Origin of the sequence: Knoellia koreensis (assembly GCF_013041615.1) — a bacterium.
In the GTDB taxonomy this organism is placed as follows: domain Bacteria; phylum Actinomycetota; class Actinomycetes; order Actinomycetales; family Dermatophilaceae; genus Pedococcus; species Pedococcus koreensis.
This window is the reverse complement of record NZ_JABEPQ010000002.1, coordinates 392750-407676: the sequence shown is the minus strand read 5'-3', so window position 1 is coordinate 407676 and position 14927 is coordinate 392750. Positions and strand designations below refer to the sequence as shown.

The 14927-nt window shown below is 71.9% G+C and carries 12 protein-coding genes; 8 read left to right on the top strand and 4 right to left on the bottom strand.

Annotation, left to right across the window (positions count from 1 at the left end; translation table 11 throughout):
* Window positions 1-74: 74 nt before the first annotated feature.
* Genes HJG52_RS10275 through HJG52_RS10255 form a run of 5 tightly spaced genes read left to right on the top strand, consistent with a single transcriptional unit; the run spans window position 75 to window position 5494 of the window.
* Window positions 75-875, top strand: coding sequence for an ABC transporter permease (locus tag HJG52_RS10275; protein WP_171243502.1), 801 nt, complete (start codon window positions 75-77; stop codon window positions 873-875).
* Window positions 875-1624 (top strand): ABC transporter ATP-binding protein, encoded by a 750-nt coding sequence (locus HJG52_RS10270; RefSeq protein ID WP_171243501.1) that lies wholly within the window; start codon window positions 875-877, stop codon window positions 1622-1624. The genes HJG52_RS10275 and HJG52_RS10270 overlap by 1 nt, the downstream gene beginning before the upstream one ends.
* A complete protein-coding gene (locus HJG52_RS10265; protein ID WP_171243500.1) occupies window positions 1621-3681 on the top strand; it encodes a DUF5941 domain-containing protein in 2061 nt (686 codons plus the stop codon). The genes HJG52_RS10270 and HJG52_RS10265 overlap by 4 nt, the downstream gene beginning before the upstream one ends.
* Window positions 3678-4502: a CDP-alcohol phosphatidyltransferase family protein gene (locus HJG52_RS10260; RefSeq protein WP_171243499.1), complete on the top strand. Its 825-nt coding sequence runs from the start codon at window positions 3678-3680 to the stop codon at window positions 4500-4502. The genes HJG52_RS10265 and HJG52_RS10260 overlap by 4 nt, the downstream gene beginning before the upstream one ends.
* Window positions 4502-5494, top strand: a complete 993-nt coding sequence (locus HJG52_RS10255) for a glycosyltransferase (protein WP_171243498.1) — start codon at window positions 4502-4504, stop codon at window positions 5492-5494. The genes HJG52_RS10260 and HJG52_RS10255 overlap by 1 nt, the downstream gene beginning before the upstream one ends.
* Before the next feature lie 66 nt (window positions 5495-5560).
* Here HJG52_RS10255 and HJG52_RS10250 read toward each other — a convergent pair whose 3' ends face one another.
* Both HJG52_RS10250 and HJG52_RS10245 read right to left on the bottom strand, forming a co-directional pair.
* On the bottom strand, window positions 5561-5953 hold the full coding sequence (locus HJG52_RS10250; RefSeq protein ID WP_171243497.1) for a DUF2304 domain-containing protein: 393 nt from the start codon (window positions 5951-5953) through the stop codon (window positions 5561-5563).
* The gene (locus tag HJG52_RS10245; RefSeq protein ID WP_171243496.1) at window positions 5950-6618 is read right to left on the bottom strand and encodes a glycosyltransferase family 2 protein; all 669 of its coding nucleotides are present in this window, start codon (window positions 6616-6618) and stop codon (window positions 5950-5952) included. Before HJG52_RS10245 ends, HJG52_RS10250 begins: the two co-directional genes overlap by 4 nt.
* Before the next feature lie 237 nt (window positions 6619-6855).
* Between HJG52_RS10245 and HJG52_RS10240 the strand changes: the two genes are divergently transcribed.
* Window positions 6856-9270, top strand: a complete 2415-nt coding sequence (locus HJG52_RS10240; protein WP_171243495.1) for a cell wall-binding repeat-containing protein — start codon at window positions 6856-6858, stop codon at window positions 9268-9270.
* Window positions 9267-11603 (top strand): SpoIID/LytB domain-containing protein, encoded by a 2337-nt coding sequence (locus tag HJG52_RS10235; protein ID WP_171243494.1) that lies wholly within the window; start codon window positions 9267-9269, stop codon window positions 11601-11603. The genes HJG52_RS10240 and HJG52_RS10235 overlap by 4 nt, the downstream gene beginning before the upstream one ends.
* Before the next feature lie 58 nt (window positions 11604-11661).
* Here the strand turns inward: HJG52_RS10235 and HJG52_RS10230 are convergent, their stop codons facing one another.
* Both HJG52_RS10230 and HJG52_RS10225 read right to left on the bottom strand, forming a co-directional pair.
* A complete protein-coding gene (locus HJG52_RS10230) occupies window positions 11662-12300 on the bottom strand; it encodes a CoA transferase subunit B (RefSeq protein WP_171243493.1) in 639 nt (212 codons plus the stop codon).
* Between the two features lies 1 nt (window position 12301).
* The gene (locus HJG52_RS10225; RefSeq protein WP_171243492.1) at window positions 12302-13114 is read right to left on the bottom strand and encodes a CoA transferase subunit A; all 813 of its coding nucleotides are present in this window, start codon (window positions 13112-13114) and stop codon (window positions 12302-12304) included.
* 346 nt (window positions 13115-13460) lie between these two features.
* Between HJG52_RS10225 and HJG52_RS10220 the strand changes: the two genes are divergently transcribed.
* On the top strand, window positions 13461-14918 hold the full coding sequence (locus HJG52_RS10220) for a peptidoglycan-binding protein (RefSeq protein WP_171243491.1): 1458 nt from the start codon (window positions 13461-13463) through the stop codon (window positions 14916-14918).
* Window positions 14919-14927 lie beyond the last annotated feature (9 nt).

Here is a 14927-nt window from a genome sequence, read left to right as displayed (position 1 = left end):
GGCGGGCATAGAATCGCCCAGCACTTCACCGTGGCACCCGCGGGCACTCCATGAACAGGTAGGTCACCACAACCATGATCTTGGTCCGGCAGATGCGCGGGCTGTTGGCCAAGCGCCGGATACTCGCGACCCTCGTGCGCCGGGACCTGCGGGTCCGGTACGGCGGAAGCCCGATCGGCTACCTGTGGACGATCATCGACCCGCTGGCCATGGCCGCGATCTACTTCGTGGTCTTCACGCTCATCTTCAAGGCCCGGTCGGTCGGTTACCAGCCGTACGTGCTGTTCCTCATCGTCGGGCTGCTGGCGTGGCAGTGGTTCTCGGGGTCCCTCACCGAGACCTCGCGGGCACTGCTCGCGGAGTCGCGGCTCATCCGCTCGACCAACCTGCCGCGCGAACTGTGGGTCGTGCGGGTCGTGATCGCCAAGATGATCGAGTTCATCCTGTCGATGCCGGTGCTGGCAGGGTTCACGATCTTCTACCTCATCAAGGGCGACGCACACCTCAACGCCCGGCTGCTGCTGGTGCCAGTCGGGCTGTTCCTCCAGTTCGTCCTGTTGACCGGGATCGGGCTGATCCTCGCGCCCATCACCACCCTCGTCACGGACACCGCACGGGTCGTGCGGATCGTCCTGCGGATGGGGTTCTACTCCACGCCGATCATCTACGGGGTGCACGCGGCGCCGGCGTCGCTGCGTGAGGTGCTGCTGTTCAACCCCATGACCGGCATCCTCGAGCTGTACCGTGCCGGCTTCTTCCCCCATGACCTCAACTACAAGTCGGTCGTCCTGTCAGCGGTCATCTCGTTCGGCATCCTCGTGATCGGCACGCTCGTCTTCGAGCGCCTCGAGTCCAGCGTGCTGAAGGAGATCTGATGGCCGCACCCGTCATCCAGGCCGACAACCTGGGCATCGACTTCTTCCGCAACCGCCGTCGCAAGATGTCGCTGCGGGAGATGATCTACACCGGTGGCACCTCGCACAACAAGGAGACCTTCAAGGCCCTCGACCAAGTGTCCTTCACGGTCCAGCCCGGCGAGGCCGTCGGGCTGATCGGTGGCAACGGCAGCGGCAAGTCCACGCTGCTCAAGATGATCGCCGGAGTCCTGCTCCCCGACCACGGGTCCGTGCGGGTGCGTGGGGGCGTGGCGCCACTGATCGAGCTGACCGGCGGCTTCATCGGCGAGCTGTCCGCGCGGGAGAACGTCTACCTCACCTCCGGGCTGCACGGGCTGACCAAGGAGCAGGTCGACGAGCGCTTCGAGAGCATCATCGACTTCGCCGGGCCGCAGGTCCGCGCCGCCCTGGACACGCCGTTCCGCCACTTCTCCTCCGGCATGCAGGTGCGGCTCGGCTTCGCGGTGATCACGACCCTCGACGAGCCGATCGTGCTCGTCGACGAGGTCCTCGCCGTCGGCGACCGGGCCTTCCGCGAGAAGTGCTACACGCGGATGGAGTCCATGCTCAGCGGCGGCAAGACCCTGTTCCTCGTATCGCACAGCGAGTCCGACCTGCGCCGGTTCGCCAAGCGCGGCCTCTACCTCCAGCAGGGCCGGCTCGTCGGTGACGGCGACATCGAGGACGTGCTCGAGCAGTACAACGCCGACGCGGACGCCGGAACGTGAGCCTGGCCCTCCAGCCGTTCGTCGGTGACGACGCGGCGCGGGCGGTCCACGGGTACGACGCCGGCGCCGCGGCATACCTCCTCGCTCGTCCCGGCCAGGGCGCCGGCGAGCCCAGCGGACCCGACCTCACCCCGTGGCACGAGCTCTCGCTGCGCCCCGTGGTCGTGACCGCTGCGGACGCCGCCGAGGCCCTGGCCGAGGTCGCCGCTGCCGCGTCGCCCGACGAGGCCCTCGTCCTCGTCGCGCCAGGTCTGCGCATCGCCACGGCGGCCCTGCTCGACCAGCTCGACCGCCCGGGGGAGGCGACCACCGTCGCGACCATCGAAGGCACTGCCCTGCAAGGGGATCCGCACGAGCCGACCGACTTCACCATCCTGCGGATCGACCGCGACCAGCGGCTGGTGCACTCGGTGGGCACCGCGCGGCAGACCGTGTCCGACCCGACGAACGTGGCCGCCGGCGTGCTCCGCGTCGCCGCAGCCGACGTCCCCGAGGCGCTCCGGCTGTGGCGCGAGGCCGCCGAGTCGCCGGTCGCCCGGGACGCCGACGTCGACCCGTTCGACCTGGCCCTCCTCGCGCTGGTGCGCGGGGGAGTGCGCGTCGGGACTCTCCCGCTGGGGCCGTTCGACGTGGACCGTGGCAGCAGCACAGCCCTCGGATCGCACGGATCTCCCTGGCAGCAAAGGCTTCGCGGCGCCTCCCGCGGAGGTGACGGGTTCTTCTCGACCTTCTGCATCCGGCCGCTCTCACGCCGACTCACCGGCTTCGGCCTGGGCCACGACTGGTCGCCCAACGTCGTCACGCTCACCAGCCTCGGCCTCGGCCTCGTGGCGGCCGGACTGGCCGCAGTCGACAACCGGTGGACGTGGGTCGCTGCCGCGGTCCTGCTCATCACCGCCCTCGTCGTCGACTGCGTCGACGGCGAGATCGCCCGGTTCCGTAGGAAGTTCAGCGCGCTGGGCGCCTGGCTCGATGCGGTCGGCGACCGGGTCAAGGAGTACTCCCTCATTGCCGCGGTTGCCTGGGTCGGTGTCGCACGGGGCGAGGACACGTGGTGGCTCGCCGTGCTCGCGCTGGTCCTCGTGACCACGCGTCACCTGGAGGACTACGCCTACTTCGACCGCATCCGATCGACCCGCGCCCACGTCACCCCCGACCTGCTGCCGGTCGACGCCCCCCACGACCTCGGCGACGCGGGCTCGCGCACGACCCTCCCGCCGCGGCAGACCCGCCGGCAGCGCGTCGTCTTCTGGACCAAGAAGGTCATGCACCTGCCCATCGCCGAGCGCTACCTGCTGCTGGCCATCGGGTTGCTCACCTTCGAGCCGCTGGTGCTGCTGTGGCTCATCGTCGTCGCGGTCGCGATCGCGCTGGTGTGGACCCAGGGCGGCCGCACCGCCAAGGCACTCCTGGGTGTCGACGGCTTCCGGCCGTCGCCGTCCGTGCTGGCCGGACAGTGGGGCGACATGGACCACCAGGCCGACCTCGGCCCCGTGGCCCGGGTCGCCGGCCGAGTGCTGCGCGCCCCCATGCCGGTCGCCTTCGTCGGTGCCCTCGTGGTGCTCGCCGCAGGGGTGACCGCAGCCCGCGACGGCAGGGCCGTACTCGTCGTCGCGCTCGTGGTGGTCGGGGTGCTGCTGGTCGGGTTCGCCTGCCGCCCGCCGCTGCGCGATCGCCTCGCGTGGCAGCTCTCGTCGGTGCTGTGGCTCACCGAGGCCGGGCTCGTCACCGGGTTGGCGTGGCACCTCGACTCGCCGCGTCGCTGGGTCGTGTTCGCCTACCTCGCCGCGGTGGCATGGCACCGTTACGACGTGGTCTACCGGTTGCGCGACACGGGACTCCCGGCAGCGCCGTGGGTGACGCTCGTGACGCTCGGCACCGACGGCCGGATGGTGCTGCTCGCCGTCCTGTGGGCCGTGGGCGTGCCGCTCGAGCCGGTGCTCGGCTGGGGCGCGCTCGCGCTGATCGTCGTGTATGCCGCGGAGTCGGCCAGCGCGTGGCTCACCTGGGCGCGTGGTCGCCGGGCGCAGCCCGTCGCGGGCAAGGTGGCCACGTGACCGACCCGACCGCCACGGCCCACGACCCGCGGGACAACCACCCGACCATGGCGCAGCTGCGCGCGGTCGCGCAGCCGCCCGAGCACATCGCCCGCTACAACGCCGAGCACTGGGCCGGCGCGCTCTACATGCGCCACCTGTCGCTGCCGGTCACCCGGGCCCTGCTGCCCACCGGCATCACCCCCAACGGCGTGACCTGGCTGATGATCGTCGCCGGCGTCGGCGGTGCGCTGGCCCTGCCGCTGCCCGGTCTGGTCGGCCCTCTCCTGTGCGTCCTCGGCATGCAGCTGCAGCTGCTCCTCGACTGCAGCGACGGCGAGGTCGCCCGCTGGCGGCAACGGTTCTCACCGGCCGGCATCTACCTCGACCGGGTGGGTCACTACGCCACCGAGGCCGCCATCCCCGCGGCGCTCGGCCTGCGCGCGGACGGGTGGACCCTCACCGACCCCTCCCGGGTCGGTGGCTGGACGGTGCTGGGCATGCTGGTCGCCATCCTCGTCCTGCTCAACAAGGCCTTCACCGACCTCGTCCACGTCGCCCGGGCCAAGACCGGCCGCCCGCCCCTGGAGGACGTGGCCGCCACGACCCGGTCGCGGGTGTCGGGGCTGGCGGCAATCCGCCGGGCCTTCGGCTACCTGCCGGTCTTCCGTGCCTTCGTCGCGATCGAGGCATCACTGCTGGCGTTGCTGGCCGGCATCGTCGACGTCGCCCACGGCGACCTGCTCGGCACCCGGGTGCTCGTGGCCGTCATGGTGCCGCTGGCGGTCATCACGGCCGGCGGCCACCTCCTCGGCGTCCTCACCAGCTCACGGCTGCGCTGATGGCGAGGCGTCCTGCTCGTGGACCAGCCCCCGTCGTGCAGTGGGCCCAGGAGCACGGCGAGGTCGGCGGTGTCCTGGCCAGCCACGCCCAGCTGACCGCCCAGCTGCGCGCCGCGGGCCACCCGGTGACCTACGTCGACACCGGCTCGCCCCGCCGGGCGCTCGGCGCGCTGCCCCGAGCCGTCCGCCGCCGCGGCCTGCACCTGTTGCACATCACTCGGCTGTGGCGCGCCATGGTCCTCGCCCCCGTCTTCGCTCTGTTGCCCGGCCGCACCGCACTGGTCCTGCACAGCGGTTCGGTCGCAGGCCAGCTCGAGCGGATGAGCCACCGACAACGCCGGGTCCTGCGCACGGCGCTGCGCGCCTACGACGAGATCTGGCCGGTCAACGACGAGATCGCGCTCGCCTTCGAGGACGGGCCGGGTCGCCCGGTGCGCGTCATCACGCCGTTCTCCGCCGACGCCACCTCGCCCGCGCACGCCTCCGCGGGCGACGGCCAGGTCCGGGAGCCGCACCTGCTCAGCGTGGCCACCAACGCGGGCCTCGCCCACTACAACGCCGACCTGGCCGTACGCGCCGCCGAGCTGGTGCGCGAATCCTGGCCCGATGCAGCATTGCGCGTGCTCGCCTACGGCCACGCGGGTCCCGAGCTCGCCGAGCTGCGCGCTGCGGTGGCAGGGCTGCCGTGGGTGGAGCTCAGCTTCGACGCGTCGCCCTCGGAGGTGCACGACGTGCTCCTGCGCAGTGCGGTCTTCCTGCGCCCGACCGCCTGGGACGGCGACTCGGTCATCGTCCGGGAAGCGCTCGCCGCCGGGGCCCGGGTCGTCGCCACCGACACGGCACCGCGACCGGTGGGTGTCGAGCTCGCCTCGCCCGACGCGGCCGACCTCGCGCGGGCCGTCGTCGAGGGCGGCCGCCCCTCCGATGGTGGCGGCCTCACCAGCCTCACCGCGTTCGACGCAGCCGTGGACGCGCTGGGCCGGCTGTCCTGACCGACGGCGGCCACCCACGGTGGTGAGCCGGTATGCCGCGTGGGCACGCGGCATACCCGCGTCTGGTCAGCGAGGGGAGGGCGGGTCGTCCGCGGGCGGCTCGTCCCCGTCATCGGGAAGCGCCCGGTCGCCCCTGACCTCGTCGAGCGCGAGGCGTCGGGCGAGCTTGGTGTACCTCGTCTCGAGGTCCCGGAAGCGCAGGTAGGTCGTGACGGTGAAGGAGAGGAAGGCGACGACGAGGGCGTAGAGCACCATGTCGGTGCCGCGGCCGACCCCCACCAGGTGGGCGATGCGGTTCCACACGTCGGGGATGAGGATCGAGACCACCGCGAAGCCGGCGAACAGGATCAGCCCCAGCCGGCGGATGGCCTGGGCGCGCGCGCCGCGCGAGCGGAACAGCCGGGCCACGACGGCCACGACGACCGCGATCAGGACGATCTGGATCAGCAGGATCTTCATCGCAGGATCAGCTCCGCGAGGATGTTGACGGCGTTCCACAGCGACTGGCCCTTGGAGCGGGAGTAGTCGGTGTAGAGGACATGGACCGGGCTCTCGGCGTAGCGCACGTCGAGGGCGCCGATCTGGGAGACGAGCTCGGAGGCGTGGGCCATCCGGTTCTGCGTGATCTGCAGGCGGCTCACCACGTCGCGCGAGAGCAGGCGCAGGCCGTTGTGGGCGTCGGTGAGCTTGGTGCGGGTCGTGAGGTTGGTGTACGCCACGGCCATCCGCAGCACCGCCCGCTTGAGCAGCCCCGCGTCGGTGCGGTCGTCGAGGAACCGCGACCCGAACACGACGTCGAGGCCCTCGGCGCGGGCGAGGTCCAGCATCGCCACGACGTCCTCGACCTGGTGCTGGCCATCGGCGTCGAAGGTGACCACCCAACGCATGTCGGGCACGCTCAGCGCGTACTCGAACCCGGTCTGGAGGGCGGCGCCCTGCCCGAGGTTGACGGGGTGGCGGACCACGACCGCACCGGCCTGCGCGGCCAGCCGGGCGCTGTCGTCGGCCGAGCCGTCGTCGACGCACACCACGTGGGGGAACACCTCCCGCGCGCGGCGCACCACGTCGGCGATGACGGTCGCCTCGTTGTAGAGGGGGACGACCAGCCAGACATCCTCGTTCATCGAGGGTCAGCCTAGTGACGGCGTCGGCCGGGCCGGGAACCGCCGCTCCGCGCTACCTGACCTTCACCGGCCGTATCCCCACGCATCGCCGGGGGGACACGAGCGTCCCGCAGCAGTGGTAACGAAACGGCCACGGCTCCTGCTCGCGCCTGTGACGGGTGTGACTGGTGTGTGACATTGGTCGGGTTGTCCGCTGTGTCCTCCCCGCTGTGCCCCGACCCCTGTGGTGGTTGTCTCGTGAGAGTTCTGCGTCTGCGCGCCGTCTTCGTCCTGGTCCTGTCGAGCGTGCTGGTGGTGACCGGCGCGGTGCTCAGCACCCGCCCGCCCGCCGCGCAGGCGGCACCGCGGCCGGTGCCCACCCAGGACCTGCGGGTGCCGCTGCGGGCGATGTCGGCCGACGACCTGCGGGCGGCGACGGCCGGTGCCGTGGCCCCGCGCGAGGGTGCCCGCACCGCCCGGGTGCCCGGCACCAGCCGGTCCGGCGTGCAGAGCAGCGCCCAGCAGACGGGCGGCGGGCTCCGGGTCATCGGGGTGACCTGGCCGGCCGGTGAGCTCGGGCCGGACCGCCGGGTCGAGTACCGCACACGCGACGCCGGCGCCTGGGGCGCGTGGACGACGATGTCCACCTCCGACGACCACGGTCCCGACCCGGGCAGCGCGGAGGCCAAGGATGAGCGCGGCGGCACCGACCCCTACGTCGTGACCTCGGACGCGGTGCAGGTCCGCGTCCTTGATGCCAGCGCGCAGGCACCGGCGGACGTCCAGCTCGACGTCATCGACCCGTCGAGCGCTCCGGCCGACAAGCCGACCAGCACGGCGGGCTCGGCCAGCGGTGCCGGCGCCAAGCCGACCATCTACACGCGAGCGCAGTGGGGCGCCGACGAGTCGCTGCGCACCGGTGTCCCGGAGTACGGCACCATCAAGGCCGGCTTCGTCCACCACACCGTCAACGCCAACAACTACACGGCCAGCCAGGTGCCGGCCATCATCCGCGGCATCTACACCTTCCACACCAAGTCCCGTGGCTGGAGCGACATCGGCTACAACTTCCTCGTCGACCGCTTCGGCCGCACCTGGGAGGGGCGCGCCGGCGGTGTCGACCAGCCGGTCATCGGCGCACACACCGGCGGCTTCAACAGCCAGCTCTTCGGCGCAGCCGCCATCGGCACGTTCAACACGGCCACCCCACCGGCGGCCGTCGTCAACGCGTTCAGCAAGCTCTTCGCCTGGAAGCTGAGCCTCGCCCACGTCGACCCCACCGCCACCGTCACCCTCGATGGCATGACCCGGCCGATCTCGACGGTGTCGGGCCACCGTGATGCCGACGGAGCACCGAACGACACCGAGTGCCCCGGCAACGCGTTGGAGGCGAAACTGCCCACCATCAGGGCTGATTCGCGAGCCCTGATGGGTGCGGCGTTCTTCAACCCACGCATCGACGTCACGTCGTGGGACTACGGCCAGCCCGTGACCACGACGGTGCGGGCCAACCCCGACCGCACCATGAACTGGACCCTCCAGGTGCGCAGCGTCTGCTCCACCGCCGTGCTGACGACCCTGCGCGGCACCGCGACCAAGGCCGCCGGCCTCGTCGCGTCGTGGAACGGCACCTTCGGTGGCGCCCTGCCGCCGCCGGGGGAGTATGCCGTGAGCGTGTCCGCGAGTGCCGGGAGCGGCACCGCCAACTCGGTTCCGCCGTACACCGCGCGGGTGCAGATCAACCCGCCACCGGACGGCGGACCACCCGGCTACTGCCCGGCGCGCATCGGCGGCGCCGACCGCTACGACACCGCGGTCCAGGTGGCCCGGGCCGCGAACCCGCAGTCGCAGGCCGTGGTCCTCGCCAGCGGCGCGGACGCCGCCATGCCGGACGCCCTCGTCTCGGCCCCGCTGGCCCGCGCCAAGGGCGCGGCGATGCTCCTGACCAAGCCGACGTCGCTGCCCTCCGTCGTCACGGCGGACCTGCGCGCCCGCCGGGTCACCACGGCATACATCGTCGGTGGCACGGGCGTCATCTCCAGCGCGGTCGAGCAACAGCTGCGCTCGCTCGGGGTGACCAGCATCGACCGGGTCGCCGGGAAGAACCGCTACGACACCGCGGCCGGCGTCGCGGCCCGGATCGGTGCGTCGCCCGACGTCCTCGTCGCCTCCGGTGACATCGGGTCGATGTCCGACGGCCTCGTCCTGTCCGGCCCAGGCAGCGCGCTCAAGCGGCCGGTCCTGCTCGTGCAGGCGACGAAGGTGCCGACCGAGACGCGGTGGGCGCTGACGAGGGTCGGTGCCAAGCGCACCGTCGTCGCGGGCGGCACCGGGGTCGTGTCCGACGCCGTCGTGCGTGCACTGCCGAGCCCGCGCCGGGTGGCGGGAGCAGACCGGTACGCGACCGCCACGGCGATCGGGACGTGGGCCCGCGGCGTCATGCAGGCACAGGACGTCGTGCTGTCCTCGGGGGAGGCGACCGCACTGGTCGACACTCTCTCCGGTGGCCAGCTCGGGCGGATCATGCTCTACGCCCGCCGCACCGTGATGCCGTCGGCGACGGCCAGCTGGCTCGACCAGGCGCCCGGACTGCGCAGCGTCACCGTCCTCGGTGGCACCGGAGCGGTGAACGAGCTGGTGGCCGGGCGCGCGCAGCAGGCGGTGCGGTCATGACGGCCCGACACTGGACCTCGGGCGCCGTCGTCCGCGCGGTCGCGGTGCTCGTGACGAGCGGTGTGGTCGGTGCGGCGCTGCCGCAGGCGGCCGGGGCGACGCAGCCCGACCCGGGCGCCGGCTCCGGCGTCCAGTGGGGCGCCGACCAGGCCCGCCCGGTGGGTCCGCCGGGGGACCTGGCACCCCAGCCGGGGACCGCCACGGCACCGCAGGCGCGGGGGAGCTCGGGCTCGACCCTGCGCGCGGCGGCCGCCTCCCCGAGCTGGGTCCTCAAGGGATCCGGCTGGGGACACGGCCTCGGCATGAGCCAGTACGGCGCGTGGGAGATGGCCAAGGACGGCTACAAGGCCGACGAGATCCTGGGCCACTACTACACGGGCACGACCTATGACGCCGTGCCGGACAACATGTGGGTCAACGTCAACATCGTCAACGGCGCGGCCACGGCCAGTGCGACGAGCAGTGTCCTGGCGTCCGGTGGTGGCGGCTTCACGCTGACCCTCGGTGGGCGCACCATGACGGCGACCAAGCCCTCCACCGTGGCGTTCTCCGTGTCCGGGAGCGTCGTGAGCGCCTCCTGCTCGACGTGCACCCCCACCTCGCTCAGCGGTCCGCAGGCGGTGCTCAACTGGGACAAGGCGCCCTACGCGGGTGACCGCACCCTGATCCGCATCGGTGGCGCGCAGTACCGCGACGGCACCCTCATCGTCACCCCGAAGACCGCGAGCACGATGAACGTCGTCAACCAGGTGGTCGTGCACGACGAGTACCTCGACTACATCGCCGAGAGCCCGTGGTCGTGGAGCCCCGAGGCGCTCAAGGCGCAGGCCGCCGCGGCGCGCGGGTATGTCCTGGCGAAGTACCAGAAGCTCGGCGGCAAGGTGCAGTCCTCCTGCAACTGCCACGTCGTGGACACGATCTACGACCAGGTCTACGGCGGCTACTCGACCGTCCTGGGCACCTCCAGCGACCCCACGCAGCAGCAGCGGTACTGGCAGAACTGGAAGAACGCCGTCCGGGCGACCGGCACGGCCACGACCGGCTACGTCGCCCGGTACAACGACCAGATCATCCAGGCGCTCTTCTCGTCCTCCTCCGGCGGCCGGACGGAGAACAACGAGGACGTCTGGGGTGGTACGCCCCTGCCGTACCTGCGTGGCGTGGCCGACCCGTGGAGCCTGCGGCCGTCCAACCCGCTGCGCGCCTGGACCCAGACCGTGACCGGGTCGGCGCTGGCGTCGCGCTTCGGACTGCCCGACGTGGTGCGCCTCGACCTGCGTGACCGCACGGTCAACGGTGGTGTGCACACCGCCACCGCCACCTCGAGCTCCGGCGCGACGCGGACCATCAGTGGCGACTCGATGCGGGCCATCAGCGCCACTCCCGGTGGTGCCGTCAACTCGACGATGATCCGCCACCTGACCGCCAGGCTCAGCGGCAGCGACCGCTACGCGTCCGCCGCCGCCGTGGCCGGTCGCGTCCCGACGAGCGCGACCGCGGTCGTCATCGCCGGTGGCGACACCACGCTGTCCGACGCGTCCGTGTCCGGACCGCTCGCGACGACCGTCGGCGGGCCCCTGCTGCTCACCCAGCAGACCAAGCTGCCGGCGGCGACCGTCACCGAGCTGAACCGGCGCGGCAGCGCCGTCAAGACGGCATACATCGTCGGTGGGGCAGGCGTCGTCGGGGCGAGCGTGGAGTCCCAGCTGAAGGCGCGCGGGCTCACCGTCGTGCGCCTCGGCGGGCGGGACCGCTACCAGACGTCCGCCCTCGTCGCCCAGACCATCAAGGCCAAGCGCGGCACCGTCCCCTCGGTCGTCGTCGCCGGCGGGCTCGGGCTCGCCGATGCCCTCGGCGCATCCGGTCCCGCGGCCGCGCTGAAGGAACCGATCCTGCTCACGCCCGCCAAGGCGATGAGCGCCTACACGCGGCAGGGCCTGGCTGCCACCGGTGCCAAGACGGCACGGGTGGTGGGCGGCACGTCCGTGGTGGGCGACCAGGTCGTGGCCGACCTCAAGGCCGCCGGGGTCACCACGGTGGACCGGCTCGCCGGGGCCAACCGGTACGAGACGTCCGGTGCCGTGGCCGCCTTCTACCGGCCGAAGATGCCCACGACGTCGGAGGTCGTCCTCACCTCGGGCGCGGACGGCTCGCTGGTCGACTCACTCGTCGCCGGCACCACCCAGCGGCTGATCGCCCTGACCCAGAAGGGCTCGCTGGTCGAAGCGGCGGCGCAGACGCTGCAGTCCACCCCGGCACTCGGGACGGTGACCGCCGTCGGTGGCGCGGGTGTCCTGTCGGAGAGCACGCTGCGGGCGGCCGCGAACAGCTGACGCACCGCCCGCACGTGGCGAGCGCCCGGACAGCAGCGGCTGTCCGGGCGCCGCTGCGTCAGGCCAGGTCGACCGTGAACTCGGGCTCGGTGCGCTCGCGCACCTCGTCCTCGGTGACGCCCTCGGCGAGCTCGCGCAGCACCAGACCGTCGTCGGTGACGTCGAAGACGCACAGGTCGGTGATGATCCGCTGCACCACGCCGCGCCCGGTGTAGGGGAGCGAGCACTCGTCGACGATCTTGTAGGAGCCGTCCTTGGCGTTGTGCTCCATGAGGACGATGACCTTCTTGGCGCCGTGCACGAGGTCCATCGCGCCGCCCATGCCCTTGACCATCTTGCCGGGGATCATCCAGTTGGCGATGTCGCCCTTGGCCGAGACCTGCATCGCGCCGAGGATGGCGGCGTCGACCTTGCCGCCGCGGATCATGCCGAAGCTGGTGGCCGAGTCGAAGAACGAGGCGCCGCGGCGCAGCGTCACGGTCTCCTTGCCGGCGTTGATGAGGTCCGGATCCTCTTCTCCGTCAACGGGATAGGCGCCGACGCCGAGGATGCCGTTCTCGGACTGGAGCACGATCTCGACGTCGTCCGGCACGTAGTTGGGGACGAGGGTCGGCAGGCCGATGCCGAGGTTGACGTAGGAGCCGTCGGACAGCTCCTCGGCGGCACGGGCGGCCATCTGCTCACGGGTGAGTGCCATCTCAGGCCTCCTTGGTGGTCGTGGCTTCGGCGTCGCTGGCGCCCGGCCGCGGGCGGACCGTCCGGCGTTCGATGCGCTTGTCCTTGGCCTGCTCGGGGGTGAGGGGCAGCACCCGGTGCACGTAGATGCCGGGGAGGTGCACCTGGTCGGCGTCGATCTCGCCCGGCTCGACGAGCTCCTCGACCTCGGCGATCGTCACGCGACCGGCCATGGCGCACAACGGGTTGAAGTTGCGCGCGGACTCGTGGAAGACGAGGTTGCCGTGCCGGTCGCCCTTGAGTGCGCGCACGAGCCCGAAGTCGCTGACGATGGCGCGCTCGAGGACGAACTCCTTGTCCTCGCCGTCGACCTCGAACGTCTTGGTCTCCTTCGGCGGCGACGCCTTCGCGACCGTGCCGTCCGCGGCATACAGCCAGGGGAGCCCGCCCTCGGCGACCTGGGTGCCCGCACCGGTCACGGTGTAGAACGCCGGGATGCCCGAGCCGCCGGCGCGCAGCCGCTCGGCGAGCGTGCCCTGCGGCGTGAGCTCGACCTCGAGCTCGCCGGAGAGGTACTGCCGCTCGAACTCCTTGTTCTCACCGACGTAGGACGAGACCATGCGGCGAATTCGCTTGTCCTTCAGCAGGATTCCCAGACCCCAGTCGTCGACGCCGCAGTTGTTGCTGATCGCCTCGAGGTCCGTCACCCCCGCATCGTGGATCGCCGCGATGAGCACGCTCGGGATGCCGCAGAGCCCGAAACCACCCACCGACAGGGAGGAGCCGTCGACGATTCCGTCGATGGCCTCGGCCGCGGAGGAGACGACTTTGTCCATGCCGTGGACCCTATCTCCCGGCACCGCTCCACCGGGCGTGGCCCCCGGACACAGCTGGGGGTATGCCGCGTGGTCGGCCCACATGCGAACCTCGCCGCGCGACCCCTCGCCACCGGCCGTCGCCGGGCCCCTCGGCCAGCCGTCGGCCGCCCATCGGCCGGTCGGACGATGGCCCGCGAAACTCCATGGTTGTAGTTCGGGCGAACCACTTGTGATGGCTGTGAACCACTGGGACAAATGTCCTGCCTGTGCATCGCGTGACCGGTGGTGCCGGGCCGTTCCGATCGTCCCCCCGTCGCCATGCGGCCCTGCCCGGGTCCGCCCGAAACCATGACCGGAGTGCCCTGTGTCGCGTCTGCTGCGAGCCGTCGGCATCATCGCCATCCCCGTCGTCAGCCTGCCCCTGGGCATGGCGGCAGCCGATGCGGCCACCGTGCCGAAGCCGCCGTCGAAGACGCTCCCGGCAGCCCTCGACATCGCCTCGCCGTACCAGCCGCAGACCACCTGCGACCCGGTCGCCAAGCCCGGCGCGGTGGCCTTCGCCGAGCTGATGAAGGCCTACTACGCGCAGACGTCGGCGACGACCTACGGCATCTCGCGCAACTGCAACAGCGGCGTGACCGAGCACTCGGAGGGTCGCGCGGTCGACTGGATGCTCAACGTCAACAACCCGACCCAGAAGGCCATCGCCGACTCGGTGACGCAGTGGCTGTCGGCCCCCGACGCCCAGGGCCGGCCGGGTGCCATGGCCCGGCGCTTCGGGATCATGTACATCATCTGGAACCGCAAGATGTGGCGCGCCTACGACCCCGGTCGCGGGTGGGCGCCCTACAGCGGACCGGTGCCGCACACGGACCACATCCACTTCTCGTTCTCGTGGGACGGCGCGATGGAGCGCACCTCGTGGTGGACGGGCAAGGCGCTGACCGTCGTGGGTGGCAAGAGTGGCTCGACCCCCGCGCCGACCACCCCGACGACCCCGACCGCGCCACCCGCGCCGACCGCCAACACTCCCTACCCGACGCTCGCCGTCGGGGCCAACGGGCCCGACGTGGCGGTGGCGCAGAAGGCCCTCAAGGTCACCGCCGACGGCGCGTTCGGTCCCCAGACCCTCGCTGCCCTCAAGGCCTGGCAGACGGCGCAGAAGCTGCCGGTCACCGGGGTCCTCGACGCGGCCACCTGGACGCGCATGATCGCCCTGCGCCTGGTGCCGTCCCGCCCCGTCGCGGGCACGCCGAGCACGCCGCCCACCACCGGCACCCCGACGACCGGCACCCCCACGACCGGCACCCCGACCACGGGCACCCCGACCGGCCAGACCCAGACCGGCGTGACCAAGACGCGCACGGTCGCCAACCCCGGCGCCGCGACGGCATACACCGCCCTCATGGGCACGGTCCTCAAGACCGGCGCGCGGGGGGAGTCGGTCAAGGCGCTGCAGCGCGCCCTCGGCGGCCTGTCGGTGGACGGCCAGTACGGCGACCGGACTGCGACCGCCGTCAAGACGTTCCAGAAGGCCAACCAGCTCAAGGTCACCGGCGTCGCGGACAAGCCCGTGTGGACCGCGCTCGAGCGCCGCGACTACCCGATGAAGCCCTACTACGGCACGGTGCTCCGGCTCGGCTCCGAGGGCGCGGCGGTCAAGGCCCTGCAGACGGCCCTCGGCCTCAAGGTCACCGGTGTCTACGACCTGGGCGTCGTCTCCGCCGTCAAGCAGTTCCAGGGCAGCGTCAAGCTGGCCTCCACAGGGACCGTGGCGACCGTGACGTGGCAGGCGATCGAGGCCAAGCTGCGTCGCCGGTAGGTCGCTCCT

Excerpts from the sequence above, each read along its gene's own strand:
- HJG52_RS10245 (WP_171243496.1), bottom strand. The coding sequence starts at position 6,618 with ATGAACGAGGATGTCTGGCTGGTCGTCCCCCTCTACAACGAGGCGACC.
- HJG52_RS10250 (WP_171243497.1), bottom strand. The coding sequence starts at position 5,953 with ATGAAGATCCTGCTGATCCAGATCGTCCTGATCGCGGTCGTCGTGGCC.
- HJG52_RS10270 (WP_171243501.1), top strand. The coding sequence starts at position 875 with ATGGCCGCACCCGTCATCCAGGCCGACAACCTGGGCATCGACTTCTTC.
- HJG52_RS10275 (WP_171243502.1), top strand. The coding sequence starts at position 75 with ATGATCTTGGTCCGGCAGATGCGCGGGCTGTTGGCCAAGCGCCGGATA.
- HJG52_RS10235 (WP_171243494.1), top strand. The coding sequence starts at position 9,267 with ATGACGGCCCGACACTGGACCTCGGGCGCCGTCGTCCGCGCGGTCGCG.
- HJG52_RS10230 (WP_171243493.1), bottom strand. The coding sequence starts at position 12,300 with ATGGCACTCACCCGTGAGCAGATGGCCGCCCGTGCCGCCGAGGAGCTG.
- HJG52_RS10225 (WP_171243492.1), bottom strand. The coding sequence starts at position 13,114 with ATGGACAAAGTCGTCTCCTCCGCGGCCGAGGCCATCGACGGAATCGTC.
- HJG52_RS10255 (WP_171243498.1), top strand. The coding sequence starts at position 4,502 with ATGGCGAGGCGTCCTGCTCGTGGACCAGCCCCCGTCGTGCAGTGGGCC.